The organism is Geothermobacter hydrogeniphilus (assembly GCF_002093115.1).
Classification (GTDB): Bacteria; Desulfobacterota; Desulfuromonadia; order Desulfuromonadales; family Geothermobacteraceae; genus Geothermobacter_A; species Geothermobacter_A hydrogeniphilus.
Genome location: NZ_NAAD01000005.1, coordinates 25,084 through 50,972, shown reverse-complemented (window position 1 = coordinate 50,972; position 25,889 = coordinate 25,084). Strand labels below are relative to the sequence as shown.

The 25,889-nt window shown below is 57.7% G+C and carries 25 protein-coding genes and 1 other RNA gene; 7 read left to right on the top strand and 19 right to left on the bottom strand.

The genetic code is table 11. The annotated features are described in order from the left end of the window. The first annotated feature begins 92 nt into the window (after positions 1 to 92). Positions 93 to 1,715 (top strand): fumarate hydratase, encoded by a 1,623-nt coding sequence (locus tag B5V00_RS05775; RefSeq protein WP_085009820.1) that lies wholly within the window; start codon positions 93 to 95, stop codon positions 1,713 to 1,715. Between the two features lie 213 nt (positions 1,716 to 1,928). Then, positions 1,929 to 2,393 carry an FKBP-type peptidyl-prolyl cis-trans isomerase gene (locus B5V00_RS05770; RefSeq protein ID WP_172399633.1) on the top strand — a complete coding sequence of 155 codons (465 nt, stop codon included), beginning with the start codon at positions 1,929 to 1,931 and terminating at the stop codon, positions 2,391 to 2,393. Positions 2,394 to 2,458: 65 nt separating this feature from the next. On the opposite strand, the gene B5V00_RS05765 is transcribed toward B5V00_RS05770, so the two are convergent. The 10 genes from B5V00_RS05765 to B5V00_RS05720 form a co-directional block, all read right to left on the bottom strand. Beyond that, a complete protein-coding gene (locus B5V00_RS05765; protein ID WP_172399632.1) occupies positions 2,459 to 2,878 on the bottom strand; it encodes an acyl-CoA thioesterase in 420 nt (139 codons plus the stop codon). A gap of 14 nt (positions 2,879 to 2,892) precedes the next feature. Then, a complete protein-coding gene (mutM, locus tag B5V00_RS05760) occupies positions 2,893 to 3,708 on the bottom strand; it encodes a bifunctional DNA-formamidopyrimidine glycosylase/DNA-(apurinic or apyrimidinic site) lyase (protein ID WP_085009817.1) in 816 nt (271 codons plus the stop codon). Positions 3,709 to 3,740: 32 nt separating this feature from the next. Next, positions 3,741 to 4,169, bottom strand: a complete 429-nt coding sequence (locus B5V00_RS05755; protein WP_139800673.1) for a YchJ family metal-binding protein — start codon at positions 4,167 to 4,169, stop codon at positions 3,741 to 3,743. Positions 4,170 to 4,317: 148 nt separating this feature from the next. Then, positions 4,318 to 5,163, bottom strand: coding sequence for an oligopeptide ABC transporter permease (gene opp4C / locus B5V00_RS05750; RefSeq protein ID WP_085009815.1), 846 nt, complete (start codon positions 5,161 to 5,163; stop codon positions 4,318 to 4,320). 106 nt (positions 5,164 to 5,269) lie between these two features. Beyond that, positions 5,270 to 5,902, bottom strand: a complete 633-nt coding sequence (locus B5V00_RS05745; protein WP_085009814.1) for a GspE/PulE/PilB domain-containing protein — start codon at positions 5,900 to 5,902, stop codon at positions 5,270 to 5,272. Between the two features lie 32 nt (positions 5,903 to 5,934). After that, positions 5,935 to 6,678 (bottom strand): OmpA family protein, encoded by a 744-nt coding sequence (locus B5V00_RS05740; protein ID WP_216355457.1) that lies wholly within the window; start codon positions 6,676 to 6,678, stop codon positions 5,935 to 5,937. A gap of 22 nt (positions 6,679 to 6,700) precedes the next feature. Beyond that, complete coding sequence (locus tag B5V00_RS05735) at positions 6,701 to 7,675, bottom strand: ABC transporter permease (RefSeq protein ID WP_085009812.1); 975 nt, start codon at positions 7,673 to 7,675, stop codon at positions 6,701 to 6,703. Between the two features lie 27 nt (positions 7,676 to 7,702). After that, positions 7,703 to 9,331: a peptide-binding protein gene (locus B5V00_RS05730; RefSeq protein ID WP_085009811.1), complete on the bottom strand. Its 1,629-nt coding sequence runs from the start codon at positions 9,329 to 9,331 to the stop codon at positions 7,703 to 7,705. 4 nt (positions 9,332 to 9,335) lie between these two features. After that, positions 9,336 to 10,115: a LolA family protein gene (locus tag B5V00_RS05725; protein WP_085009810.1), complete on the bottom strand. Its 780-nt coding sequence runs from the start codon at positions 10,113 to 10,115 to the stop codon at positions 9,336 to 9,338. Further along, positions 10,112 to 11,824: a tetratricopeptide repeat protein gene (locus B5V00_RS05720; protein WP_085009809.1), complete on the bottom strand. Its 1,713-nt coding sequence runs from the start codon at positions 11,822 to 11,824 to the stop codon at positions 10,112 to 10,114. Before B5V00_RS05720 ends, B5V00_RS05725 begins: the two co-directional genes overlap by 4 nt. Positions 11,825 to 12,182: 358 nt before the next feature. On the opposite strand from B5V00_RS05720, the gene B5V00_RS05715 reads away from it, so the two are divergent. The 4 genes from B5V00_RS05715 to B5V00_RS05700 all read left to right on the top strand — a co-directional run bounded on the left by B5V00_RS05715 (position 12,183) and on the right by B5V00_RS05700 (position 16,761). Then, positions 12,183 to 12,425, top strand: coding sequence for a hypothetical protein (locus tag B5V00_RS05715; protein WP_085009808.1), 243 nt, complete (start codon positions 12,183 to 12,185; stop codon positions 12,423 to 12,425). Beyond that, positions 12,422 to 15,652: a SpoIIE family protein phosphatase gene (locus B5V00_RS05710; protein WP_085009807.1), complete on the top strand. Its 3,231-nt coding sequence runs from the start codon at positions 12,422 to 12,424 to the stop codon at positions 15,650 to 15,652. The genes B5V00_RS05715 and B5V00_RS05710 overlap by 4 nt, the downstream gene beginning before the upstream one ends. Before the next feature lie 293 nt (positions 15,653 to 15,945). Continuing rightward, on the top strand, positions 15,946 to 16,284 hold the full coding sequence (locus B5V00_RS05705) for an STAS domain-containing protein (protein ID WP_085009806.1): 339 nt from the start codon (positions 15,946 to 15,948) through the stop codon (positions 16,282 to 16,284). A 54-nt stretch (positions 16,285 to 16,338) separates the two neighbouring features. After that, entirely contained in the window at positions 16,339 to 16,761 is a 423-nt protein-coding gene (locus tag B5V00_RS05700) for an ATP-binding protein (protein ID WP_085009805.1), read from the top strand. Here the strand turns inward: B5V00_RS05700 and B5V00_RS05695 are convergent. The 3 genes from B5V00_RS05695 to B5V00_RS05685 form a co-directional block, all read right to left on the bottom strand. Further along, positions 16,745 to 17,410, bottom strand: a complete 666-nt coding sequence (locus B5V00_RS05695; RefSeq protein ID WP_085009804.1) for an HAD family hydrolase — start codon at positions 17,408 to 17,410, stop codon at positions 16,745 to 16,747. The genes B5V00_RS05700 and B5V00_RS05695 overlap by 17 nt on opposite strands. Further along, positions 17,407 to 18,186 carry a prolipoprotein diacylglyceryl transferase gene (gene lgt / locus B5V00_RS05690; protein WP_085009904.1) on the bottom strand — a complete coding sequence of 260 codons (780 nt, stop codon included), beginning with the start codon at positions 18,184 to 18,186 and terminating at the stop codon, positions 17,407 to 17,409. The genes B5V00_RS05695 and lgt overlap by 4 nt, the downstream gene beginning before the upstream one ends. A gap of 238 nt (positions 18,187 to 18,424) precedes the next feature. Continuing rightward, entirely contained in the window at positions 18,425 to 19,411 is a 987-nt protein-coding gene (locus B5V00_RS05685; RefSeq protein ID WP_245803914.1) for an RluA family pseudouridine synthase, read from the bottom strand. Between the two features lie 107 nt (positions 19,412 to 19,518). Here B5V00_RS05685 and ssrS point away from each other — a divergent pair. Then, positions 19,519 to 19,698: non-coding RNA, 6S RNA (gene ssrS, locus B5V00_RS17625), on the top strand. A gap of 65 nt (positions 19,699 to 19,763) precedes the next feature. Here the strand turns inward: ssrS and B5V00_RS05680 are convergent. The 6 genes from B5V00_RS05680 to aroA all read right to left on the bottom strand — a co-directional run bounded on the left by B5V00_RS05680 (position 19,764) and on the right by aroA (position 25,889). Next, complete coding sequence (locus B5V00_RS05680) at positions 19,764 to 20,051, bottom strand: integration host factor subunit beta (protein ID WP_085009803.1); 288 nt, start codon at positions 20,049 to 20,051, stop codon at positions 19,764 to 19,766. 9 nt (positions 20,052 to 20,060) lie between these two features. Then, entirely contained in the window at positions 20,061 to 20,951 is an 891-nt protein-coding gene (sppA, locus tag B5V00_RS05675; protein ID WP_085009802.1) for a signal peptide peptidase SppA, read from the bottom strand. Positions 20,952 to 21,143: 192 nt separating this feature from the next. Then, positions 21,144 to 22,883: a 30S ribosomal protein S1 gene (locus B5V00_RS05670; protein ID WP_085009801.1), complete on the bottom strand. Its 1,740-nt coding sequence runs from the start codon at positions 22,881 to 22,883 to the stop codon at positions 21,144 to 21,146. 151 nt (positions 22,884 to 23,034) lie between these two features. Next, on the bottom strand, positions 23,035 to 23,877 hold the full coding sequence (gene ispH, locus B5V00_RS05665) for a 4-hydroxy-3-methylbut-2-enyl diphosphate reductase (protein WP_085009800.1): 843 nt from the start codon (positions 23,875 to 23,877) through the stop codon (positions 23,035 to 23,037). A gap of 4 nt (positions 23,878 to 23,881) precedes the next feature. After that, the gene (cmk, locus tag B5V00_RS05660; RefSeq protein ID WP_085009799.1) at positions 23,882 to 24,601 is read right to left on the bottom strand and encodes a (d)CMP kinase; all 720 of its coding nucleotides are present in this window, start codon (positions 24,599 to 24,601) and stop codon (positions 23,882 to 23,884) included. Continuing rightward, the gene (gene aroA, locus B5V00_RS05655) at positions 24,594 to 25,889 is read right to left on the bottom strand and encodes a 3-phosphoshikimate 1-carboxyvinyltransferase (protein ID WP_085009798.1); all 1,296 of its coding nucleotides are present in this window, start codon (positions 25,887 to 25,889) and stop codon (positions 24,594 to 24,596) included. Before aroA ends, cmk begins: the two co-directional genes overlap by 8 nt.

Below are 25,889 nucleotides of genomic sequence, written 5' to 3'. Positions count from 1 at the left end.
CAGCGGTCTCCTCTTCCGCTGCCTTTTCCAATGACCTCGACTCCGGGGACTATTCACGGTTTTGAGGAGTCACCTCGCAAAGGAGAGCAGCCATGCCGGATTTCTTCTATCAAGACCCCTTCCCTCTTGCCAAAGACGAGACCAGCTACTACAAGATCCCCGATTCAGAGAAATATGTTTCGGTTGAAAAATTCGCCGGGAAAGAGGTGCTCAAGGTCGACCCCGAAGCCCTGACCGTTCTGGCCAATACCGCCATGCGCGATGTCGCCCACCTGCTGCGCCCCGAACACAATGAAAGCGTGGCGAAGATCCTCCGGGACCCGGAAGCCTCCCGAAACGACAAGGGAGTGGCGATGGCCTTCCTGCGCAATGCCATGGTGGCCGCCCGGTTCGAGCTGCCGACCTGCCAGGACACCGGCACCGCCACCGTCGTCGCCAAAAAAGGCCAACAGGTCTGGACCGGAGCCAATGACGAGGAGATGATTTCCCGAGGCGTTTTCAAGACCTATACTGAAAACAACCTGCGCTACAGCCAGACCGTCGCCCTCGACATGTACAGCGAGAAAAACACCGGCACCAACCTGCCGGCGCAGATCGACCTCTACGCCACCGAGGGGGATGCCTACAAGTTTCTCTTCATCGCCAAGGGGGGCGGCAGCGCCAACAAGACCATGCTTTACCAGGAGACCAAGGCCCTGCTCAACCCCGAGAAGCTGGAAAAATTCCTGGTCGAGAAAATGAAAACCCTCGGTACCGCGGCCTGCCCGCCCTACCATATCGCCTTCGTCATCGGCGGCACCTCGGCCGATGCCTGCATGAAAACCGTCAAACTGGCAACCGCCAAGTACCTCGACGGACTGCCGACCGAGGGCAACGAGCACGGGCAGGCCTTCCGTGACACCGCCCTGGAAGCGAAACTGCTGCAGGCCGCCTATGATCTCGGTATCGGCGCCCAGTTCGGCGGCAAGTACTTCGCCCACGACGTTCGTGTCATCCGTCTGCCGCGCCACGGCGCCTCCTGCCCGGTCGGCATGGCGGTCTCCTGCTCGGCCGATCGCAACATCAAGGCCAAGATCACCCGTGAGGGTCTGTTCGTCGAACAGCTTGACCGCGATCCGGGCCGCCTGCTTCCCGAAGAAATGCGGCTGGCCAAACACGAACACGGCACCAAAATCGACCTCAACCAACCGATGACGGAGATCCTCGCCCAGCTGACCAAACTCAAAGTTGGTGACGCGCTGCTGCTCAACGGTACCATCGTGGTCGGCCGCGACATCGCCCACGCCAAGTTCAAGGAGATTCTCGATGCCGGGAAACCGCTGCCCGACTACCTGAAAAAACACCCGATCTACTACGCCGGTCCGGCCAAGACTCCCGAGGGACGCCCCTCCGGTTCCTTCGGACCGACTACCGCCGGTCGCATGGACTCCTACGTCGGTCTGCTGCAGGAGAACGGCGGCTCGCTGGTGATGATCGCCAAGGGCAACCGCAGCCAGCAGGTTACCGACGCCTGCAAAAAGCACGGTGGCTTCTACCTCGGTTCCATCGGCGGTCCGGCCGCCCTGCTGGCCGATCAGAACATCAAGAAAGTTGAATGCCTCGATTTCCCGGAGCTCGGCATGGAGGCGGTCTGGAAAATCGAGGTGGAGAACTTCCCCGCCTTTGTCCTGGTCGATGACAAGGGAAATGATTTCTTCAAACAACTCGGCCTGTAACCGACCGCTAGCATCCAAAGCTGAAGCAGAGGGGGACAGCATCCGCTGTCCCCCTCTTTTCTTTCCCGCCTTTCCCACCGGATTTTTACTTGCCCTGCCCCCTCTTCTGGTTTAGGGTTCGGTCAAACAGAATGGCTTAGCCAACACTCCTGATGCTTTTTTGCGAAAGCATCAAACAGGATGGTCAAAAGGTTCAAGAAAGGACAATTAAGTATGAGCCAGGTCAAAACCGGCGATCGGGTCAAATTTCAGTTCGTCGCCAAACTCAAGGACGGCACCATCTTCGATTCTTCGGATGAATGCCACGATGACGACTGCGACTGCGGCGGCGGGCCGCTGGAATTTACCGTCGGCGATGATGAAGTTTTTCCGGCCCTGGAAAAAGCAATTCTCGGCATGCAGGTCGGTGAACAGAAGACCGTGACCCTGAGCCCCTCGGATGCCTATGGTGAACGTGATGAACGCGGCGTCATCGCCGTGCCGCGAAGTGAATTTCCGGATGATTTCGAGATTGAAGAGTCGATGATGCTCGAACTGCTCGGCGAGGACGATGAAGCCTACCCGGCCTGGGTGGCGGAAATCGGCGAGTCGACCATTTCTCTCGACACCAATCACCCGCTGGCGGGAGAAGAACTGACCTACGAACTGACCCTGGTGGAAATCAGCCAGGCGCACTGACTGACAGGCCAACCGCCCGGATTGAATCGACAAAGGACGGATTCCACAACGGAATCCGTCCTTTGTCATTCTTGCGGCAAACCTTCCATCTGCCGCACCGCGGCAACGAATTTATCCGGCAGCCGAACCGGTTTTCTCCGAACATAATCGAAGGCAACAAGGTTGGTCGTCCCTTCGGCGGTCACCTCGCCGTCCCGTTCGATCCGGCAGGCCATGACCATTGAGGATCTGCCCAGTCTGGAGATCCGCACTCCGATGATCAGCTCGTCACCGAGAAACATTTCCGCCCGGTACAGCACATGGGCCTCCGGCAGAATGATGCCGCAGCCGCCGATATCCATTTCGCTGAATCCGCCGAGGCGGTCGAGGTAAGCGATGCGGCCATCCTGAAAATAATTCAGGACCACGGCATTGGAAACATGGCCGCCGTAATTGATATCGGCGACCCGGACCTTGTAGGGCATGGTGAAATGAAAATCGTGCATGGCAGCCTCCCGCTTCAACGCTGGCAATGACGGCAGAAAAAGGTCGAACGCTGTCCAATCCTGCAGGACTGGATATCCCCGCCGCATTCACGGCACTTTTCCCCGGCCCGCCCGTAAACCATGAGCTTCTGTCTGAAATATCCGGGACGGCCGTCGACCTGCTGAAAATCCTGCAGGGTGGTGCCGCCGGCGGCGATCGCCTCGGCTAAAACATCCCTGACAGCTTCCGCCAACCGGTCATAGCGGACCGCAGCGATGCTGCCGGCGGTACGGTCGGGTCGAATTCCAGCCCGGAACAGGGCCTCGCTGGCATAGATATTTCCGACTCCGACCACCACCTTCTGATCCATGATCAAAGTCTTGACGGCAATCTGCCGGCGACGTGACCGCTGATGAAGATAGCGGCCGTTGAAGTCAGCAGCAAAGGGTTCGGGACCGAGTCGGACCAGCAGCGGATGATCGGCAACCGGACCGTCACTCCAGAGAACAGCCCCGAATTTCCGCGGATCGGTCAGGCGCAGGCTGTTGCCGTCAGAAAAGAGGATATCGACATGGTCATGCCTGCCCGCCGCCAGACCGGCGGGAACAACCCGCAGCGAACCGGACATGCCGAGATGAAGCAGCAATGTGCCGGATGGAAAGGAAAAGATCAGGTACTTGGCGCGACGCGTTACCGCCTGCAGGGTCTGTCCGGCAAGATGTTCGGACAATTCCGGATCGATCGGCCAGCGGAGCCGGGCGGTTCGCAAGATGACATCGCTGACTGTTTTGCCGCACAGCAATGGCGCGATGCCGCGCCTGGTGGTTTCGACTTCCGGCAGCTCAGGCATGACCGTTTCGTCGCCGCAGGACACAAGGAAGGTCAGAAGAAAAACCGGTTCGGGACACGTTCAAAATCCTTCGGCCGCAAATCTTCGGGTCGGCCCTGAAAATCTTTTCGTTCAATGCGTTCACTGCCGAGATACTTCCAGCCTCCGGCGACCATCCCAAGCCGCACCAGCTCAAAAGACTCCTGGTACCCCGCGGCGGTTTTCAACAGTTGCTGAATCACGACCTCGGCCCGGGCATCCTGCTGCCGCTCATAAAGAATGGTCATCCGCTCGATGGTGCAACTGCCGGCGATCTCTTCGGCGGCATAGGAAAGATACTCTTCCCGGTCGGGGAACTGTTCGAGAAAAGGCGCATCCGGATGATAACTGTCATAGATAAATCCGAAGTTACCCTCCCTGAAGGCCTCGACCCGTTCTTCAACCAGCCTGCGCGGCAGGCTGTGGCAACCCCTCATAGTCATCCCTTTCTCGTCACGTTCCCCCGGGCTGAGCAAAAATGCCCGGATGCAAGGCATCCGCACCCACGCGGAATAAGGCATACCGGAAGGTACGTCGTTGGCGCGGGAGAAGGACAACGCTGCAGATGGACGTTTTGGCTCGGCCTGCTGTCTATTCCCGGATGCGGGGGTCCAGCGCGTCGCGGATCCCCTCGCCGAGCAGATTGTAGCCGAGAACCGTGATCAGAATCGCCAGCCCCGGAAAAACGGACAGCCACCAGGCGGTTCCCAGGGTCTGCTTGCCGGCAATCAGCATATTGCCCCAGGAGGGTGTCGGCGGCTGAACGCCGATACCGAGAAAAGAAAGTGCACTTTCTGTGAGGATGGCGCCGGCCACACCGAGGGTGGCCGAAACCAGCACCGGAGACAGGGCGTTGGGCATGACATGGCGGAAAATGACGCGGAAATCAGAGGCTCCGAGGGCCCGGGCGGCCTGAACGAATTCACGTTCCCGCAGAGAGAGGAATTCAGCCCGCACCAGTCTCGCCACCCCCATCCAGCCGGTCAGACCGATGATAATCATGATGTTCCAGATCGAAGGTTCCAGAAAGGCGATCACCGCCAGAATCAGAAAAAAGGATGGAAAACAGAGCATGATGTCGACAAAACGCATGATCACGGCATCCCACCAGCCGCCGTAATACCCCGCCAGCGCCCCGAGAGCAGTGCCGATCAGGGACGCGATCCCGACCGCCACAAAACCGACCAGCAGGGAAATACGGGCACCATAGAAGATACGGGCAAGCACATCACGCCCCAGGTCATCGGTCCCGAACCAGTGCTGCAGGCTCGGGCCCTGGAGACGCTCCGAGATCTGGATGGCGCCCGGCTCATAGCCGGTCAGCGGCGCGACAGCGGCCATGACGAACATCGCCAGGACAATCGCGGCCCCCAGCATCGCCATCCGATTGCGCCCCAGTCGGCGCCACATGATATCCTGAAAAAATCCATGAGCCATGGTTTGTATCCATTCACGTGAATCAGTGATTTCCTGTTGGATGGAGAGTCCGCCGACAAGGTACTCACTGATTCAGGGTTCAGTCAAAGCAGTACCGGCGGGCGGACTACTTCAATTCCTCATATTCTCGGGGGGTCAGAATCCCCAGCGCCTTCAGCTTCTCCAGCAACGCCTGTAATTTTTCTTCGGTTGTCCGTTGCCTGGCCGGCGGCGACACCGGAGAAGACTTATGCAGAGTCTCCGTGGATTCGACCAGCACCTCAGCCTCTGCCAACTCTTCGTCCTCGCTGTCGGATGCGCCATAAAATCGGTTGAGGGCCTCACGGATCGCTTCTTCGGACGCAATCGCCGGTCGAATTCTGCAACCGGTCATGAACTGCAGCGAATCGATGACCATCAGGTTGGTCGGATCACTCATGGCCACCAGCAGGTAAACGGTCCCGGACATCTCACCACGACGCACCGGCAGCACATTGAACTGACGCGCCTTCTCCTCGGGCAGCATGGCCACCAGTTCAGGCGGGATCTGCTCCTTCGCCAAATCGATGCGGGGGCAGTTGAGTTGATCGGCCAGAAAGGAAAGAAGGCGATTTTCGCTGATATAGCCGAGCTTGACCAGTGAGTTGCCAAGCCTTCCACCAAGATTGCGTTGATGAGAAAGGGCTGAGTTGAGCTGGAATTCATCGATAATTCCCGCGCGAATCAGCATTTCTCCAAGTTTGAGATTCTTTTTCGGCATGCAGACAACTCCTGCGATGGGCAACAGACCCGTTACGGATTCAGGTATTCCGCGATACGAATGACGACGCGACGGTTACGGGCCCGGCCCTGCTGGCTTGAGTTCTCGGCCAGGGGGTGATCTTCTCCGACTCCGATCACCTCCATCGGCGGAGCGGAGGCACCAAGCCGGTCCACAAGCGCCTGGCGCACAACCTCGGCACGTCGTTGCGACAGACGCCTGTTATAGGCGGCCGGACCGACACTGTCGGTGTGCCCTTCGATAATCACTCTTCTGTGCGGATAGTGGCGGATAAATGCGACACCACGCTCAAATTCCCGTTCGCTCCCCTCCTGCAGAACGCTTTCACCGGTACGAAAAAGTACCTGCAATTCGAGTTGCGGCGATACCTTGCGGGCAGAAACGGCCGTTTCCGGTACCGGCGGGCACCCACGGTCATCGACGTTGCTGTCATTGACGGTCCCCGGGCATCTGTCAGTGCCGTCAGGAACCCCGTCGCCATCACCATCAGGCGGACAGCCGTCGAGACCGACCGGCAGCCCCGGCGGGGTGTCGGGACAGCGGTCGAAGTGATCAAAAACCCCGTCACGGTCGGCATCCAGGGGACAGCCGTCAGCCCCGATCCTGACGGTGGAGGGGGAATCGGGGCAACGATCCACACTGTCGGGAACCCCGTCTCCGTCACGGTCGGCGACAGGAACTGTTGGCGATGTCACCGAAGCGGCACATCCGCTGACCAGAAACACCAGCAACAGCGATAGAAGCAATCGCGGCAAAACAGTTTCCTCCTCACTCCATTCATGAACGGCGGATGCGTGGATCCGCCATGGCATAACTGATATCGGCCAGTAGGTTGCCGACCAGGGTCAAAATCGCGCCAATAACCAGAACACCCATAATCAACGGGTAATCGCGCATCATCACCCCGTCATAAAAGAGCTTTCCCATCCCCGGGATGGCAAAGATCGTTTCAAAAATGACACTGCCGCCGATCAGCCCGGGAACGGACAACCCGAGGAGGGTGATCACCGGCAACAGGGCGTTGCGCAGGGCATGACGGTAAATCACCACCCGTTCGGAAAGACCCTTGGCCCGGGCGGTGAGGATATAGTCCTGCCGGACCACTTCAAGCATATTGGATCGCATGTAGCGTGAAAATCCCGCCAGGCCGCCGAACGCTGAAACAAAAACCGGCAGAATCAGATGATGAACCAGGTCCCAGATACGGGCGGAGAAGCTGAGATATTCATGGCCGAGGGAACGGATACCGGCAATCGGAAAGAGGCCGAGGCGAACACCGCCGTAATCCATCAGCAGCAGGGCCAGCCAGAAAGACGGCATGGCGAAACCGATGAAGACAAAGACCGTTGTCGCCCGATCAAACAGTGAATTTCGCCTGGTCGCCGACAGGATGCCGATGGGGATGGCAACGGCCAGGATCAGGATGATCGACAGCAGGTTGATGATAATGGTGATCGGCAGACGTTCCCTGATCTTCTCCATCACCGGTCGGTGATCGAGGGAAAAGGATTCACCGAAGTCGAGACGTGACAGGCGCCCGAGCCACTGACCGTACTGAACATAGAGCGGCTGGTCGAGACCGTACTGGGCCCGCAGCCTCTCCTGCAGCTCGGCACTGGCGTCGGGGTTGAGATCGGTCTGCATATCGGTCGGCTCACCCGGTGCCAGGTGGATGACGACAAAGGAGATCAGGGTAATGCCGATCAGCAGCGGGATCATCATCAGCAGGCGCTTGGCAAGAAATCTCAGCATCGGCGGTTCCCTTGAAGGCGGCGGTTGTCAGCGGGCATATTTCTGCTCCTCTTCAGGAACATACCAGCGAATGAAATTGTAGGTGATGCCGGCCGGCGCGGGCTCGATTCCACGCAGTCGGCGCGCCACCACCGGCAACGACTCGGCCACATAAAGAAACGTGTAGGGCTGCTCTTCGGCAAGGATTTCCTGGAAGCGGTCGTAGATCTTTTTCCGTTTTTCCTGGTCAAAGGTGCGTCTCCCCTCCTCCAGCAACCGATCCACTTCGGCGTTCCTGAAGTGGATGAAGTTCAACTCCCGTCCGCCGGTTTTGCTGGAATGCCAGATATTGTACTGGTCGGGTTCCGGGCCTCCGGCCCAGCCGAGGATACAGGCGTCGAAATTGCCGGCATGGATGAAATCCTTCAGAAAGGCAGCCCATTCGATCACCCGCAGCTTGACCGAGACACCGACCTCCCGGAAACGCTGCTGCATGATCTCACCCGTCTTGATGCGCAGATCGTTGCCCTGATTGGTGATGATGGTAAACTGCAGCGGCTGGCCGTCCTTGTCGAGAATGCCGTCACCGTCACTGTCATGCCATCCCGCCTCGGCCAGCAACGCCCGCGCTTTATCAGGATCATAGGGGTAGCGTTTTACATTGGGATTGTAAACCCAGGTATCCGGTTTATAGGGCCCGGTCGCGGCCTGACCGAGTCCCAGCAGGACCCCTTCGATGATTTCCTGTTTATTGATGGCGTAGGAAAGCGCCTGGCGCACCCGGCGATCCTTAAACAGCGGCCTTTCAAGATTATAGCCAAGATAGGTGTAGCTGAAAGCGAGATAGCGATATTTGTTGAAACGTCGCTCGAAGGCGAGAGTGTCTGTCTGGGTCTGGTACTGGATGGGAGACAGATCCATGTAATCGAGGTCCCCGTTGCGCAACAGCAGAAACTGGGTGGTCTGATCCGGGATGACCCGGTAGACAACGCGCTTCAGGAAGGGACGGCCTTCGAAATAATCGGGATTGGCCTCCACCACAACCTTCTCCCCCGGTTGCCACTCGGTGAAAACAAAGGGACCGGTTCCGATCGGATGTCGCGACAGGGGACTCTTGGTGATCGGCACCCCATCAAGCAGATGCTTCGGCAGAATCCTCATGGCCCAGCTGCCGAGCGCCGGAGCATAAGGCTTGTCGTAGGTGACCCGGAACGTGTAATCGTCGGGAGCCTCGGCATGTTTGACCTGTTTGTAGGATTCCGCGTAAGCGGTCGGCGTGTCGGGATCAATGTAAAGCCGGTAGGTGAACATCACGTCGGCCGAGGTGAACGGGGCCCCGTCGTGCCACTTCACCCCCTTGCGCAAATGAAAGGTGATAGTCAGGTTGTCGGGTGAGATATCCCAGGATTCAGCCAGTTCGCCTTCGAGTTTCAGATTTTTGTCGTAGCGCACCAGGCCGTTGTAGACCAGACCGTTGATTTCCGATGAGGCACTGTCGGTCGCCAGAATCGGCAACAGGTTGCTGGGCTCGCCGATCGATGCCTCGATGAAGGTGTCGCCATAGGCCGGTTTGGCATCCGCGTCCGACGCGGGGACAATACCTTCGTCTGGCTGACAGCCGGAAAGCATCGCCATCATCAGCAACGCCAGTAACACAGGTACTGATTTACGGATCATAAAATCAGTCTCCAGGCAACGCGATCAGCTTCGCTCCGGCCGGGCGGACAAGGACGAAACGCCGCGGATCAAGCTGCGGGTTGATTTCAAGCTGTCGGAACTGGACCTCCAGCAGAATATCACGCTGCGGCAATCGCAGGGAGATGCTGCGCGGGAAATTCTGCTCAGCTGAAAAATCTCCATAACCTATATCGAGCCAGACAGCACCGCCGCGCGACAGGCGGCAACGCACCAGCCGCAGTTGATTGTCGAACTGCAGTTCCTGCCGGCGGTCTCCGTCCCCTGACAGAAACAGCAACGGTCCCGCGGCATCAGCCTCCAACCGTTCAACATCCGCCAACAGAGGAACCTGGTAAAGAAGCAGATGCACCAGGTCTTCCAGACGCAACGGCAGATTGGTGAAACGCTGCAGGTTGCGACCGCTGGCCGCGCCCTGGTAAAAACGGTTCTGTCCCGGCACCAGCACCTGCAGCTGGCGTCCGTCACTGCTCAACAGCAGCATCGGCGTACCGAAAAGACTCAGGGTTTCAGCCCGCAGCCGGTTCGGCTTGCTGACCAGCAGAACCTGGGTCGCGCCGAAATTTCGCTGCGGACTTTCAACCCGCACCCTGGCCAGCCCCCGCAGGCTCTGCAGCCTGCGGGCACTGCTTTCAAGGTGTTGCAGCAATTCCCGGGCGCCGACATCAACAACCGGCGGAGCCGCCGGCCGGGGAACCGCACAGGCCTGCAGCAGAATCGGAACAAGACAGATCAGAACCAGGCGCACTCTGTCGGCCGAACTCATTGCGGCCTCACCTGCTGCAATTTCTCTCTCAGACCCGAAGTTTCCGGCGCTGCCTTGAGCGCGCGGGAATACATATCGGCAGCCTGATCTTTCAACCCGAGAGCGCGGTACACGTCCCCCAGATGCTCAAGAACAACCGGATCAGCGGCAAGTCCCTGCACCGCCTCCTCAAGACTCTGCCGGGCCTCCTGTAATTGTCCGAGACGGTAATAGACCCAGCCGAGAGTATCCAGGATATGAGGTGCCCGCTTGAGTTGCAACGCCTTCTGCACCAGGCGGAGAGCCTGCGGCAGGTTGCGATTTTCTTCAGCAAAACCGTAAGCGACAAAATTCATCGCCTCGACATGATCGGGGTCGACGGTGATAAGCTGCTGCATGGTCAGCATCGCCGCGGCGCGGTCTCCGCTCTGTTCTTCGAGTACACCACGATGATAGAGCAGATCAACGTCATCCGGAAATTTTTTCAGCCCCTCGTTGACAACCCTGAGCGCAGCGGCCCTGTCTCCGGCATCATTCTGGAGGGAGGCGAGATAATCGTAGAATTCAGCCCGCGCGCCACCTCGGTCAATCAGCTCCCTGAGCAGCTTGACAGCCCGGTCATTATGTCCCAGCTGATGATTCAGGTAACTGCGGTGATAAAGAGCATCTCCGAAAAGGTTCGAATCATCGGGCACCGCGTTGAAAGCCTCAAGGGCATCGGGCCATTCTTCCTGCTGCTCAAGCGCGGTGCCGAGATAGTAATGAATCTGCGGCAGGTCGGAGCGACGCTTGAGAATATAACGGAAGCTTTTCGCCGCCAGATCCCATTTCTTCTGTTCAAGATAGATCAGTCCGGCCTTTCTCCAGGCTTCGAGGTCATCCGGCTGGGCGACCTGTTGCCGGCGGAGAAATTCAAGAGCTTCGTTGAAACGTTGCTGTTTTACCAGGAGCCGGGCCAGCCGGTGATAAAGCGGCCCCTTGCGGGTGACCTCTCCCAGACCGGTCCGGTAGAGATCTTCGGCCCGTCCGTCATCTCGTTGTTTCTCCAGCAGATCACCATATTCGAGATAAACAACCAACAGGTGCGGGGCGATACGCAGGACATCCCGGTAATAATCACCGGCACGACTGCCGAGTTCCAGCTGCCGATAGGCACGAGCCAGATTGAGCCGCGCCGGAATGGAATCGGGCGCGACCTTGAGCATCTGCTCGAAGGTATCAATAGCCCGCTGCAGTTCACCGTTGCCGATATAGGCAAGGCCCAGGTGGAGATAGGACAGTTCCCGCTCGGGGGCGAGACGAACCGCTTCAGAAAGCGGCTTGATGGCCTGTTCGAACTGCCGTTGGGAGTAATAGATGCCGCCGAGCAGCAGATAGGCATCAACCAGGGAGGCATCCTTGACAAGAGCACTCTCAAGCGCCTGGATCGCCCCCTTCACATTCCTCTGTTCCAGGCGCAATCGCGCCAGGGAAACCGACAGGTAGGCATCATCGGGATCAAATTCCATCGCCTTGTCCAGAGAAGCTTCGGCCTGTTCCAGGGCTCCATCATCGCCGAGCAGGCGACTCTGGGCGAAGTAATAATAGGACCAGGCTTCGGGATGATGCAGGCGGGCCGCAAAGGGGATCGGCGTCGGACTTTCAGGGCTGGGACTGTCGATTCCGGCGGTGCATCCGGCCAGCAGGCAGAGAGAGGTGAACAGGCCGAGGAACAGAAGTTGTATGGGCATAACAGCAATGAGTCCGGAAAGTGGGGGGTGACAAGATTCGGGTGGCCAACGGCAGTCACTCCGGAACAGGCCTGAATCTAGCACGACAGATCGCTTTCGGTCAATTTATCAGGGTCCCGGAAAATCCCCTTTACAGGGACAGGAACTATGTTAACGTTTTAACAATATCAAGAGTTTATGCCATGTCTGCCGATTGTCCAGCCGATATCGGCAGATGATGCCGATGAACCGGACATAAAACAAAAGCAAGGGCATTGTTCTCCATCGGCTGCCCTTTCGGATTTTTTCGCGACAGGCAGAAAGAATCAGCTATAATTTCAAAATTGTTCAACTATTTCCAACCATCACGAGACCGGCCATGAAGAAAATGCAGCAACCGTCACAACTGAAAGAAGCCTGGGTGCTCTGTTTCCTGCTCGGCGTGGTCATGCTCAACTACCCGTTTATCCATATCTTCAATAAAGACGCCACCCTGTTCGGTATCCCCATCCTGATTCTCTATCTGATGGTCGGCTGGCCGCTGTCGATCATGGTGATCTTTCTCTTCACCCGACTGCTCGACCGCAACAGCAGCCAACCGGACAACAGGGACCAACCATGAGCTCTTTCGAACTGGTGGCCCTGGTATCACTTCTTTACCTGGCCCTGCTCTTCATGGTTGCCTACTATGCCGACCGCAAGCGGGAGCAGGGACAGAGCATCATTTCCAATGCCAACATCTATTCCCTCTCTCTGGCGGTCTACTGTACCTCATGGACCTTCTACGGCAGCGTCGGGCGCGCCGCTACCAGCGGACTCGACTTCCTGACCATCTATCTCGGCCCGACCCTGATCGCTTTTTCCTGGTGGTTCCTGTTGCGCCGCATGGTGCGCATCAGCAAAGAACAGAATATCGTCAGTATCGCCGACTTCATCTCCTGCCGTTATGGGAAATCGGCGTTCATGGGCGCCATCGTCACCATTTTCGCCGTGGTCGGCATCATGCCCTATATCGCCCTGCAGCTCAAAGCGGTTTCACAAACCTTCGACATCCTGACCATTCCAGCCTCCCAGCTCAGTCACGGATTCAATCATTTCCTGCCGCGCCTGCCCTCCTACATCGACACCGCCTTTGTCGTCGCTCTCTTTCTCGGCCTGTTCGGCGTCCTGTTCGGCGCCCGGCACCTCGATGCCTCGGAACGCCATGAAGGCCTGGTGGCAGCTATCGCGCTTGAATCATTGATCAAGATTGTCGCCTTTCTGGCTGTCGGAATTTTCATCACCTATGGCGCTTTTGACGGTTTCACCGATATCTTCACCCGTTTCGCCGAAAGGTTTCCAGATCGCCACCAACTGCTGCTGATCGACACCGAACAGATTCCCTATGTCAAATGGTTCAGCCTGACCTTCATTTCGATGATGGCCTTCATGTTCCTGCCGCGCCAATTTCACATCATGGTGATCGAAAACTCGGATGAAGAACACATCAAGAAAGCCATGTGGCGTTTCCCGGCCTACATTTTCGCTATCAACCTGTTCGTTATTCCCATCGCCCTCGGCGGCCTGCTGCTCAATAACGGGGACGCCACCAATGCCGATTACTTCGTCATCAACCTGCCGCTGCAGACCGGTCACCACTGGCTCGGCATGCTCGCCTACCTTGGCGGCTTTTCAGCGGCGGCCGGGATGGTCATGGTCTCCTCGGTAGCGTTGGCGACCATGATCCTCAATCACCTGATCATGCCGCTGATCCTGAAGTTCCAGATCGAAACCCGTGATTTCTCGGTAATGCTGATCAACATCAAGCGTTTCGCCATCCTCGCGGTAATCTTTCTCGGCTATCTCTACTACCGGATCATCGGCGAGTCCTATGCGCTGGTGAATATCGGCCTGATTTCCTTTATCGCCTCCACCCAGTTCGCCCCGGCTCTGATCGGCGGTCTTTACTGGAAACGGGCAACCCGCCGCGGCGCGGCTCTCGGACTGATCCTCGGTTTCCTGGTCTGGTTCTACACCCTGCTGATCCCTTCCTTCGTCCGGTCCGGCTGGCTGCACAGCGACATTCTCGAGAACGGGCTGCTTGGACTGAAATTTCTTCGTCCCCTGGAGCTGTTCGGCCTGTCCGGGTTCGATATCTGGTCCCATTCCCTCTTCTGGACCATGTTCTTCAATGTCGGCGCCTTCCTGACCCTCTCACTCTTTTCGCAACCGACCGAAAGTGAAGAAGAACAGATCGGCAAATTCGTTGATGTCTTCGATAAACGCCTGGAACCCCAGGAACGGCAGCGGATCAGCAAGGCACCGACCGTGGTCGAATTCATTGACCTGATGACCAAGTTCATCGGTGAGAAACAGGCGCATACGGCCATTTCAGAATATCTCGGCAATCGTGAAATCGATCTGCGCGGCAGCCTTTCGGAATTTGAGCTGCCGGGGTTGAAACATTTCACCGAGCGTACCCTGGCCGGTTCCGTCGGAGCCGCCCCGGCGCGCATCATTGTTGAAAACTACCTGGCAACCCGCGGCAGCGAGATGGAAGATGTTTTTGACATCTTCGGCTCGGTGACCATCAGCCGAACGGCCAGTCGCGAACAATTATCCATCCTCTATGAATCGGCCCGGGTGGTCGCCAGCGGAGCGCCACTGAAGAAAATCCTGGATGAAATCCTCGACCTGCTCGGCGATCAGTTCAAGTTCGACCTCTGCGTCATCCGGATCATCGACCATGAGAGCATGACCCTGACAGTGCGCAGTCAAAGGGGAATGAGTTCGGAACACCTCGGCCAGTCAGAACGGGAACTGACCATGGAGACCTGCATCGGCCAGACTTTCCTGACCAATTCCCCGGTGGTGGTCAACGACAGTGACTTCATGGATAAACAGGCAACAGCAGAGATCATCCACCGGGAGGGGATCAAAGCCTTCGCCCACGCGCCGATCACCATCGAAGGAGAACCGATCGGAGTACTGTCAGCCTTCAGCAAACAGGTCAAAGGCATTTTCACCGATGAATTCGTCGAGCTTTTCACCAGCCTTGCCGGCCAGGTCGGTGTTGCCTGGCGCAACAACCAGCAGACCGAGCGACTGATCGAAGCCCATGAGCAGCAGAAAGAGATGGAAATCGCCAAAACCATTCAGCTCGGCCTGCTGCCCTCCACCGTTCCGCAGCTGCCGGGAATTGTCCTGGCCGGCATCTGCGTTCCGGCCAAGGAAGTTGGTGGCGATTATTACGATTACCTGGTGCGCGACGATGGCTCCCTCGACCTGGTGATTGCCGATGTTTCCGGGCACAATATCGGCTCAGCCCTGTTGATGGCCGAAACCCGAACCTTCATACGCGCCCAGTCCGTCAGCCTGGCAAGCACCGACATGGTTCTGGAAGCGTTGAACGAATTTTTCTACGAGGATCTGGGACAGGCGGAACTTTTCATCACCATGGTGTTTCTCAAATACCAGCCGCAGACCCGTCTGCTCGAATATTCCAGTGCCGGCCACAATCCCCCGATCGTCTACCGGGCTGCCAATGGTGAAATCGAACGGCTTGACGCCGAAGGACTGATCCTCGGCGTGATCCAGGAGATACGTTTTGAACGCAAACGCCTGGAACTTCAGCCGGGCGACCTGCTGCTGCTGTACACCGACGGGATTACCGAGGCGGAAAACAGCCATGGGGATTTTTTCGGTGACGAACGCCTCTGCGCCATCATTCCCGAACTTGTAGACCTTGAACCGCAGCAGATCATCGATCAGCTCCTGGAACAGGTCAGGCTCTTTACCGGGGTGCATAATTTCCGCGACGATATTTCCCTGGTGGTGATGAAGGTCGAAGAAGACACGGGTACCGACTGACGGCATACAGCTGAAACAGCCCTTACCCGCTGAAGCAAAGCACAAATGAAAGCTTTGTGGTATGCTAGGTGGAGTGCGAAATGCGAGAGATAACCATTGAACAATACTACCTGAATCAGTGGGTTCCTGTTGGATGGAGAGTGCAGGTGCCTGGGCTGAATGAGATTTCCAGAAATCTGAAGCGCACCCACAGGTTCGCTGGTGATTTTGGGGAAGCTCAGGCAGATCAGTGACTTGTACTCACCGCCGACAAGGGACGCACTGAATTCAGGTACTAAGCAAGGAGAGATGCAATGATCGTTCAGATTGAAGAAAAAGACAATGTTGTGCTGATCCAGGTCAAGGAAGAACGCCTCGATGCCCACAACAGCGGTGAGTTGAAGAACCAGATGCTCAACCTCTTCGAGGAAGGCAAAAACAACCTGGTGGTCAACCTGGTCGACGTCCGTTTTGTTGATTCCTCAGGGCTTGGATCGCTGGTTTCCGGCTTCAAGAACGCCAGCGCCCGCAACGGCAGTCTCAAACTCTGCGGACTGCAACCCCAGGTCAAGTCGATGTTCGAACTGACCCGGCTTCACCGGGTGTTCGAAATTTTTCCGGACAGTGAAGAAGCACTGGCCAGTTTTGAATAGACCATTGACGGGCGGATCGACCGCAAAAACCGCTCCGCCCTTTTCCAGGCAATCATGACTGACAAGCTCGAAGTCGACATCAAGGTTCCCAACCAGACCCGCTACCTGGGGCTGATCGGCAAGATCGGCGAGGATATCGCCCGTACCCTGAAACGCTTCAAGGGGGACCGGGAGGAGCTTGCCTATCATATCAACCTGGTTCTGACCGAGGCGATCAGCAATGCCATCCGTCATGCCAACGACGATGATCCCGACAAGGAAATCCACATCTCCATCTACATCAAAGACCAGAAACTGCACATCAGAGTCTACGATCAGGGAGAAGGGTTCGACATCACCAGACTGCCGAGTCCGGAGCTGAAATACCTGGATGAGCACGGACGAGGGGTCTATATCATCCGCTCACTGATGGATGAAGTCACCTACAAACGATTGAAGGACGGTCACGTTCTGGAGATGATCAAATCCCTGCACTGACCCCCGGCAAAGAACGACATGCCACTCCCAGACCGGAGACGATCTCAATCAATCGGCTGAGGCAGTCGATGTTCCAGTCCCCTTCGGCCGGATTACGGTAGGCGACGAAACGAACTCCGGCGGCGACAGCCGCCTGCTGATCAAGCGACGAATCCCCGACAAACAACAGCCGTCGTGGCGGTGTCGCGAGCCGGTCGGCGGCCAGATGCAGCATGTCCGGCGCCGGTTTGGGCCGAGCGACATCCCGACTGGTCACAACCACCTGAAAATAATCCTCCAGGCCGAAATGACGCAGAATTTCAGGCATGCTGTTCCCCCGGTTGGTCGCAATGGCCAACGGCAGCCTTGCCGCCAGCAGCCGCACTGTTTCGACCATGTCCGGTTCCGGATGCATCAAATGCAGAAACTGCCGATAATCAACCCGCGAAGCCAGGGAAAGGGCCTCTTCCACCCGGTCCTCCCCCAGCAACTGCCGAAAAACTTCGGGACTCGCGGCCGTATGACAAAGGCGGGCACGCTCTTCCTGGTCAGGCAGCACCGGGGCCGCGCCAAGCTGCTGCAATACGAGATTGTAATAGGCCAGGTTGGCGTCATGACTGGAAAAAAGCACCCCGTCACAATCGAAGATGACCCCGTCAACCGCACTCATGCATTGTTCCTTCGCAGCACCATGATCAGTCCGACCAGCCCGAAGACAATCATCGGCAGCGACAACAGCTGGCCCATGGTGGCACCGCCCCAGAGAAACCCGAGCTGCTCATCCGGCTGCCGAAAAAACTCCACCAGAAAACGGAAACAGCCATAGCCGAGAAAAAACGTAAAGAAGGGAACCCCGGCGGGAGCATGTCTCCGGTGCAGCCACCACAGCAGACAGAAAAGCAGCACCCCTTCAAGCAGAAATTCATAAAGCTGACTCGGATGACGAGGCATCGGACCGGCCTGGGGAAACACCATGCCCCAGGGAACATCGGTCACCCGCCCCCAGAGTTCACCGTTGATAAAATTGCCGAGCCGTCCCAACCCGAGTCCGACGGTGGCGCTGGTGGTCAGGATATCGCCGGTCAGCAATATCGGCAACTTGCGTCGACGACAGAACAGCACCGCGGCGCAGATCACACCAAGCAGGCCACCGTGAAAACTCATCCCCCCCTGCCAGACGGCAAAGACCTGCAACGGGTGGTGCAGAAAATAGGGGGCGTTGTAGAAAAGCACATAGCCGAAACGGCCGCCCAGAATCACTCCGATCACAGCATAAAAGAGCAGGTCCGAAACGGCATCGGCATCCAGGTCAAGGCCGCGGCGTCGTGCCAGGGTCCGAATCAGGACGTAGGATGCCAGAAAACCAAGCAGGTACATCAATCCGTACCAACGCACCGCCAGCGGGCCGATGTGAACCAGCACGGGATCGATTTCAGGATAACGCAGCATGTCGACTCCGAGAGATGTGGGAAAAGGTGAAACCTGAATCAGTGAGTCCCGGGTGGATGAAGAGTGCAAGTGCTTGGCCTGAATGAGATTTTCAAAAATCTGAAGCGCACCCACAGGTTCGCTGGTGATTTTTGGGAAGCTCAGGCAGATCAATGACTTGTGCTGTCCGCCGACAAGGGACTCACGGATTCAGGTGAAAGCTATACTAGCGATTCACGATGCCGCGCGCAACGACTCAATCGGAGGCCACAAGGTTGCGCAGCATCGCGGCAGGAAAACCACAGGCTTCAAGCAGGGGCAACCAGTCGCGAGGGAGAGGCGCCTTCAGGTCGAGGGCCTGCCCTGTCACGGGGTGCGCCAGACTCAGCTTCCAGGAGTGAAGCAACTGCCCGGGGATATCGAGACCATGGAGACGGCCAACACCGTCGTAGCGGATGTCTCCGCAAAGAGGATGGCCCGCTTCGGAAAAATGGGCCCGGATCTGATGCATGCGACCGGTAACCAGTTCCACCTCCACCAGGGAAACCCCACCGGCAGCGAGGACCAGGCGATAGCGGGTCAGGGCCGGCTTGCCGCCGCGCGCAACCGAGCGCACCCTGTTGATGGCCCTGATTTTAGCGAGGTTGGATTTGAATTCACCCTGTTCATTTTCAAGCTTGCCGGAAACCAGGGCGAGGTAGGTTTTGCGGATTTTGTGATGCCGGAACTGCTCGCTGAGAGACCGGTGAGCCCGGGGATGAATCGAAAAAGCGATGACTCCGGACGTGTCACGGTCAAGACGCTGCACCATGCCGATCTCGGGTCGGCGGCCGGCCCCCTTGCCGCGACCGAGATAATCAAGAATGCCCTGGTAGAGAGTGCCCTGAAACCGGGACGGAGTCGGCTGGGTATCAAGCCCCGCCGGCTTGTTGAGAACCAGCAGGTTTTCATCTTCAAACAGGACCTGTCGCGCATCAATCAGGTGCTTTTCAAGCGGCAGGCCGTCCAGGAAAACCTCAACCCGCTGCCCGGTCCGGACAGATCGTGAACACTGGCTGACCCTGCGACCATCGACATGGACGGAACCGGTGGTCAGCACCTTTTTCCAGAAACCGCGACTGAATTGCGGCAGGACCGCCGACAGGTACTGGTCGATCCGCAGGCTGTCTTCCGCAACGGAAACAATACGCTTGAAATGCTGCCGTTGCCGCTCGCCCGGAACATCATTCTCTGAAAAATTCATGGCCACGAAAACTCCAGCGGATCATCGTTTCTGGATGCCGAGATTCTTTTTCGCATGCAGGCTTTGACAACCATCAACCCTGTGATAGATTAGGTACACATGATCAGCATATTCTGGGATGTACGACACGCTGTCTGAGGCCATGACCAACGAACAGTTCGGCAACCGCTCTGTCGGTTCGTGGTGAGCAAACCCATAACAATCGATGGGCAGCCTGAAGCGGATCGCGAGCCCGGCCAGTCAGTACAGGCTCATAGCCTGGGCGCGATCGGCATCCCGGAAAACAACAGAGGCCCCGTGGTCTGACCACGGAGCCTCTGCTGCGTTTGACTGCGAAACGGCACCAGCTATCTCAGACCGAGCCGTTATTAACCCGGGCGCGAAGCTCCTTGCCGGTTTTGAAAAACGGCGTCTTCTTGGCGGGAATTGAAACCACCTCGCCACTTTTCGGATTGCGTGCTTCGCGGGCTTCACGCTCGCGGACGGTAAATGACCCGAAGCCGCGAATCTCCACCCGGTCTCCCTTTACCAGGGCATTGCCGATGCTGTCGAAAATCGTATTGACGACCACTTCGGCTTCCTTCTTGTTCAGATCTCCGGCATTATAAGACAACCTTTCAATCAATTCACTCTTGGTCATGAAAACCTCCTATTCAATTCCAGTCCAAAGAAACTGCAGGCCGGACAGGCTGGAACGCGACAAGACCCGCCGCACCTGGGACGTACCTTCTTCGAAAAGATAATTCAGAACCCCTGATTGGACCCGGGGGGGATAGATAACTTGCGGCTTACCCTCAATACCGCCGAGCTTGCCGGCAATGGCAATGGCATCCTGGAGATTGCCGAGTTCATCAACCAGACCGGCCTGAAGAGCCTGGCGACCGGTGAAAATCCGACCATCGGCCAGAGCTTTGACCTTTTTCAGATCCATTTTCCGGCCTTCGGCAACCGCCGTCATAAACTGCTGGTGAACATCGTCGATCAATCCCTGCAGGACCTGTCGATCCTGCTCAGTCATCGGGCGGGTCGAAGAACCGATATCCTTCAGGCTTCCGCTTTTGACCACCTCACTCTTGAGGCCGATTTTTGCCAGCAGTTCCTCAAAATTGGTGAACTGCATAATGACGCCGATGCTACCGGTAATGGTCCCGGGATTGGCCAGAATGCGTTGTGCCGGAACCGCCACATAATAACCGCCGGAAGCCGCCACGGACCCCATGGAGACAACAACCGGCTTGACCTTGGCTGCTTTTTTGATCTCCTCGTAAACCTCCTGGGCAGGACCGACAGCCCCTCCTGGAGAGTTGATGCGAAGCACAATGGCCTTCACCGAGTCGTCGTCGCGGAAATCGACAATGGTCTCCATCAACTCACGGGAAGAGTCAATGACACCCTGCAGTTCGACCACCGCCACTTTTTCTCCAACCGGGAAGGCCGTCGGCCGACCGAGGAAACTGGCGATAACCAGCACCGAGATAAAAAAGAAAACAAAAACACAGCCGACCAGGAGAAGGGCCATTAAAAACGGATGTTTTTTCATACCGCCTCCCGGAAGAAATGGTTTGTTGTGATCATGACGCGCATTGCGCTTTCGGAATAAAAGATTCCAGAATCGGGACCCGGCGTACCGGCCTGATTTCGGCGAAGAACGCCATATTCACCATGCGAAAACATGATGGAGAAAGGGTTGTCCGCTCCCGCGGTAAAAACACCGCGGGAGCGGACAGGAGAATCAGTCTTCCTGATCCTTGTTGGATTTAAACGCCCCCTGCAGCAGGTCACCGAGATTGGAAGTCGCATTCTTCTGCGCGCCGAGGAACTCGTTGACCTCGGCTTTTTCCTTCTGCTCGTCAAGCTGCTTGATCGACAGGGCGATTTTACGATCCACCGTGTCAACATTGAGGACACAGGTTTCGATCTCGTCACCGACCTTGGCAAAGTCCTTCGGCGAATCGATCTTCTCGTGACTGATTTCGGAAACATGGATCAGTCCTTCGATCCCTTCCTCGACCTCGAGGAAGATGCCGAAATCGGTCACCGAGGTCACCTTGCCCCTGATGATGGTTCCCGGAGCGTAACGCTTCGGGATTTCACTCCAGGGATCAACATTGAGTTGCTTCAGCCCAAGGGAGAACCGCTCGTTCTCGCGATCAATATTGAGCACCACGGCCTTGACGGTATCACCTTTCTTGAACATTTCCGAGGGGTGCTTGACCCGCTTGGTCCAGGAAAGATCGGAGATATGCACCAGACCGTCAATGCCTTCATCAACACCGACGAAAATACCGAAATCGGTAATATTCTTGACCTGGCCTTCGATAATGGTGCCGATCGGGAACTTCTCGCCGATGACTTCCCAGGGATTCGGTTCGATCTGTTTCAAGCCGAGTGAAATCCGCCGGTTTTCGGTGTCAACCGCCAGGACCACCGACTCAACCTCGTCGCCGACGCTGAGAATCTTGTTCGGGTGCTTGACCCGCTTGGTCCAGCTCATCTCGGAAACATGAATCAGACCCTCAACGCCATCTTCGAGTTCGACGAATGAACCGTAATCAGTCAGGCTGACCACCTTGCCCTTGACCTTGGCGCCGATTTCGTACTTTTCGGCCACGGTCAGCCAGGGATCGGGAGCGATCTGCTTCAGGCCGAGAGAAACACGTTCTTTCTCCTGATCATACTTGAGGATCTTGACATTGATGGTGTCGCCCACCCCGAGAATGTCGGAAGGGTGCGCCACGCGTCCCCAGGACATATCGGTGATATGCAGCAGACCGTCGATGCCGCCGAGATCGATAAAGGCACCGTAATCGGTGAGGTTCTTGACAACACCCTCCATCACCTTGCCCTCTTCCAGCACCTTGAGGGTTTCAGTACGCTGGCTGGCACGCTCTTCTTCCAGCAACACCCGGCGCGACAGCACAATATTGCCGCGACGTTTGTTCAGCTTGATGATTTTAAACTTGAACGTCTCGTTGATCAGCTTGTCGAGATTGCGTACCGGGCGCAGGTCAACCTGCGATCCGGGCAGAAACGCGCTGACTCCGATATCGACCGTCAACCCGCCCTTGATGCGGGAAGCGATACGGCCATCGACAACAGCCCCCTCTTCCAGGGTCGCCCAGACCTTCTGGCGGTCTGCTTTCTCCTTGGAAAGGCTGATCAGTCCGTTCTCGTTCTCGGTGCTTTCGATGAGGACATCGAAAGTGTCGCCGACCTTGAGATCAGCGGCTCCATCCTCGCCGGCGAATTCGCTGGCTGGAATAATGCCCTCGGACTTGCCGCCGACATCGACGATGACCGCATCGGCATTAACCTGGACAACGGTTCCCTCGACAACGTTGCCGCGTCGGATCTCCCGGTCCTTGAGACTGTTTTCAAAGAGTTCAGCAAAACTCTCCTCTTCCATCCCGTCCAGTTCTTCGTTGTCCAACAGTTCGTCTTCCTGGTTAGTCAGTTCGTTATTCTCCACCATTAACCTACTTACCCCCTAAGGATTTTCTGCCGCCGGGCGGCAGTCCGGCAGTGCCTTGGCACCAGACCGCGAAGCGTGACGTTAGCATAAAGCAAACGAAAAAACAAACTCTTATTTGCCCTGAACAGACCGCCTGTGAACTGAGCCAAGGTCAGGTTCCGGCAAGGGTTTCAAGCCGTGCCACAACCTGTTCGATCAACCAGGACGGCGTCGAAGCCCCGGCGGTCAATCCCACGGTCTCGACCCCCTCCAGCCAACCGGGTTCAAGGTCGTCGGCGGTCTCGATATGCCTGGTATTATCCTGCAGTTCCCGACAGATCACCGCCAGCCGGGTGGTATTGGCACTGTTGTGACCGCCGACCACCAGCATCAGGTCAACCCGGGCGGCAAGACTCTTGGCCTCCTGCTGGCGAACCGAGGTCGCATCGCAGATGGTGTTGTAGACGCGGACCTCTTTGGCCTTGCGCAGGCAGACACCGACAATGGCATTGAAATTGTCGAAGGACTGGGTGGTTTGCGCGATCACCCCGATCTTGCTCGAACGCGGCAGTTGCTCGGCCGCTTCAGGGTTGGCGACTACGCTGACCCTGCCTTCCTCACCATAGGAGACAATTCCCTGGACCTCCGGGTGTTCCTCTTCGCCGACCAGCACCAGGTGGTAGCCGTCCGCGCTCAGTTCGGCGGCGAACTCCTGGGCTTTCTTGACGAAGGGACAGGTCGCGTCAACCACCTCCAACTGCCTCCGGGCAATCTTCTCCATCTCCCCCCGGGTTACGCCGTGGGAACGGATGATAACCGCTCCATCCCCGGCCGGGGGAACCTCGTCGACCACCCGAACACCCTTCTCTTCCAACTGGCGCACCAGTTGCGGTGAATGAATAATCGGCCCGAGAGATGAGAGATGATCATGCTCTTCGGTCGCGTCGAAGGCCATCCGGGTGGCGCGTTTGACCCCGAAGCAGAAGCCGGCACTTTTGGCAAGAATGATTCTCATGATTTCAATTCTCTCGCAATGCACCCAGTCCGTGCAACCGGCGCCGCTCCATGACCAGGTCGAACATGCGCCGGAAAACCGCGTCGACATCCAGCCCGGTGGTATCGATCAGCACGGCATCCTCGGCTCGAATCAACGGGGCGATGCTGCGGTTCATATCGGCCCGGTCCCGTTCGGCAACATCCCGGATGGTCTGTTCCAGGTCAACCGCGTGCCCTTTGGCGCGCAGTTCAAGATAACGCCGTCTGCCCCGCTCTTCGGTTGTGGCCTGAAGAAAGATCTTCACCTCGGCGTCGGGAAAAACCACGCTGCCGATATCCCGCCCTTCGAGCACCACGCCGCCGCCGGCCCCAAGCCGCCGTTGCTGTTCGACCAGCGCCTGCCGGACGGCGGCCACGGCGGCAACCCGGGCGGTCAGCAGGCTGACTTCGGGAGTACGGATCGGCTCACTGACATCTTCACCATTGAGAAAAACCCGCAAATCCCCTTCACAACGGCGAAAATCGATCTCAAGAGACCCACAGAGCGACTCCAGGCCCACGGCGTCATCCACCCTGATCCCGTTGCGAAGGGCCGCCAGGGCAACCGAACGATACATGGCCCCGGTATCAATGTTGAGATAATCGAGACGTTCGGCCAGCCGTCGGCTCAAGGTGCTTTTGCCGACCCCGGAAGGCCCGTCGATGGCAACAATCAACTCCCGTCGCTGGTTGAACTCAGCCATGACGCACCTTTTCAAGCCGCTCCCAGAAGTCGGGAAAAGACGTGGCGGTGCAGGCGGTGTTGTCGATCCGGACCTCGCCGGCGGCACGCAGTCCCGCGATCGCCATGCTCATGGCGATACGGTGGTCACCATGAGAATCAACCCGGCCACCGGACAGCGTCTCCCGACCGTGAATCACCATGCCGTCCTCCCGCGCCTCAAGATCGGCGCCGAGCTTACCGAGTTCCGTGACCATGGCGGCGATACGGTCGGTCTCCTTGACGCGCAGTTCACGGGCGTCGCGGATCACCGTGACGCCTTCCGCCACGGCCGCGGCAACGCTGACAACCGGGAATTCGTCGATCGCCCGCGGCACCAGGTCGCCGCCGATCTCGATCCCGCGCAGATCACTGTGCCGCACCAGCAGATCGGCCACCGGCTCGCCGCTGACCTCGCGGCAATTGAGCGGTTCGATACGACCGCCCATGGCCTGCAGAATGTCAATCACCCCGCTGCGGGTCGGGTTGATGCCGACATTGCGGATCAGCAGCTCGCTGCCGGGGGTAATCAGCGCCGCCACCAGAAAGAAGGCCGCCGAGGAGATGTCACCGGGGACAGCGACCTCGCGGCCGGACAGACGCGGCTGCGGCTGGATGGTGACGCCACCGGCAAAGGTCCGCAGGTCGGCACCGAAGAAGCTGAGCATCCGCTCGCTGTGATCGCGGGAGAGGTGCGGTTCATAAACCGTGGTCGGCCCGTCGGCGTAGAGTCCGGCCAGCAGCAGCGCTGACTTGACCTGGGCGCTGGCAATCGGCGAATGATAGTCGGTACCGATCAGGCTGCCCCCCTGGATCGCCAGCGGGGCGCGCTCACCACCATCCCGGCCCTGAATGCGAGCTCCCATCAGGGCCAGCGGAGCGGTCACCCGTTTCATCGGCCGCCGCCGCAGGTACTGATCACCGGTCAGCACCGAAAAGAAGGCCTGACCGGACAGCAGGCCGGTCATCAGCCGCATGGTGGTTCCGGAATTGCCGCAATCCAGCACATCCTCCGGCTCCGTGAGACCATGCAGGCCGTGGCCGTGAATCAGCAGCGCCCCGTCAGCCCGCTCCTCGATCCGGACCCCCATCGCCCGGAAGGCGTCGAGAGTGGCATGGTTGTCCTCACCATGCAGGAACCCGCGAACCAGGGTTTCACCCTCGGCCAGGGAACCGAGCATGATCGAACGATGGGAAATCGACTTGTCGCCGGGAACGGTAATTTCACCACTGAGACGGCTCGCCGAGGTTATATTTCTGTGCTCAACCAT

Coding starts and splice junctions, on each gene's coding strand:
- B5V00_RS05745 (WP_085009814.1), bottom strand. CDS start 5,902: ATGCCGAAAAAGAATCTCAAACTTGGAGAAATGCTGATTCGCGCGGGA.
- B5V00_RS05680 (WP_085009803.1), bottom strand. CDS start 20,051: ATGACCAAGAGTGAATTGATTGAAAGGTTGTCTTATAATGCCGGAGAT.
- B5V00_RS05685 (WP_245803914.1), bottom strand. CDS start 19,411: ATGAATTTTTCAGAGAATGATGTTCCGGGCGAGCGGCAACGGCAGCAT.
- cmk (WP_085009799.1), bottom strand. CDS start 24,601: ATGGCTGAGTTCAACCAGCGACGGGAGTTGATTGTTGCCATCGACGGG.
- opp4C (WP_085009815.1), bottom strand. CDS start 5,163: ATGGCTCATGGATTTTTTCAGGATATCATGTGGCGCCGACTGGGGCGC.
- B5V00_RS05710 (WP_085009807.1), top strand. CDS start 12,422: ATGAGCTCTTTCGAACTGGTGGCCCTGGTATCACTTCTTTACCTGGCC.
- aroA (WP_085009798.1), bottom strand. CDS start 25,889: ATGGTTGAGCACAGAAATATAACCTCGGCGAGCCGTCTCAGTGGTGAA.
- B5V00_RS05775 (WP_085009820.1), top strand. CDS start 93: ATGCCGGATTTCTTCTATCAAGACCCCTTCCCTCTTGCCAAAGACGAG.
- B5V00_RS05770 (WP_172399633.1), top strand. CDS start 1,929: ATGAGCCAGGTCAAAACCGGCGATCGGGTCAAATTTCAGTTCGTCGCC.
- B5V00_RS05735 (WP_085009812.1), bottom strand. CDS start 7,675: ATGCTGAGATTTCTTGCCAAGCGCCTGCTGATGATGATCCCGCTGCTG.
- B5V00_RS05755 (WP_139800673.1), bottom strand. CDS start 4,169: ATGACTATGAGGGGTTGCCACAGCCTGCCGCGCAGGCTGGTTGAAGAA.
- B5V00_RS05765 (WP_172399632.1), bottom strand. CDS start 2,878: ATGCACGATTTTCATTTCACCATGCCCTACAAGGTCCGGGTCGCCGAT.
- B5V00_RS05705 (WP_085009806.1), top strand. CDS start 15,946: ATGATCGTTCAGATTGAAGAAAAAGACAATGTTGTGCTGATCCAGGTC.
- B5V00_RS05700 (WP_085009805.1), top strand. CDS start 16,339: ATGACTGACAAGCTCGAAGTCGACATCAAGGTTCCCAACCAGACCCGC.
- B5V00_RS05695 (WP_085009804.1), bottom strand. CDS start 17,410: ATGAGTGCGGTTGACGGGGTCATCTTCGATTGTGACGGGGTGCTTTTT.
- B5V00_RS05715 (WP_085009808.1), top strand. CDS start 12,183: ATGAAGAAAATGCAGCAACCGTCACAACTGAAAGAAGCCTGGGTGCTC.
- mutM (WP_085009817.1), bottom strand. CDS start 3,708: ATGCCTGAGCTGCCGGAAGTCGAAACCACCAGGCGCGGCATCGCGCCA.
- B5V00_RS05730 (WP_085009811.1), bottom strand. CDS start 9,331: ATGATCCGTAAATCAGTACCTGTGTTACTGGCGTTGCTGATGATGGCG.
- B5V00_RS05670 (WP_085009801.1), bottom strand. CDS start 22,883: ATGGTGGAGAATAACGAACTGACTAACCAGGAAGACGAACTGTTGGAC.
- B5V00_RS05725 (WP_085009810.1), bottom strand. CDS start 10,115: ATGAGTTCGGCCGACAGAGTGCGCCTGGTTCTGATCTGTCTTGTTCCG.
- ispH (WP_085009800.1), bottom strand. CDS start 23,877: ATGAGAATCATTCTTGCCAAAAGTGCCGGCTTCTGCTTCGGGGTCAAA.
- sppA (WP_085009802.1), bottom strand. CDS start 20,951: ATGAAAAAACATCCGTTTTTAATGGCCCTTCTCCTGGTCGGCTGTGTT.
- B5V00_RS05720 (WP_085009809.1), bottom strand. CDS start 11,824: ATGCCCATACAACTTCTGTTCCTCGGCCTGTTCACCTCTCTCTGCCTG.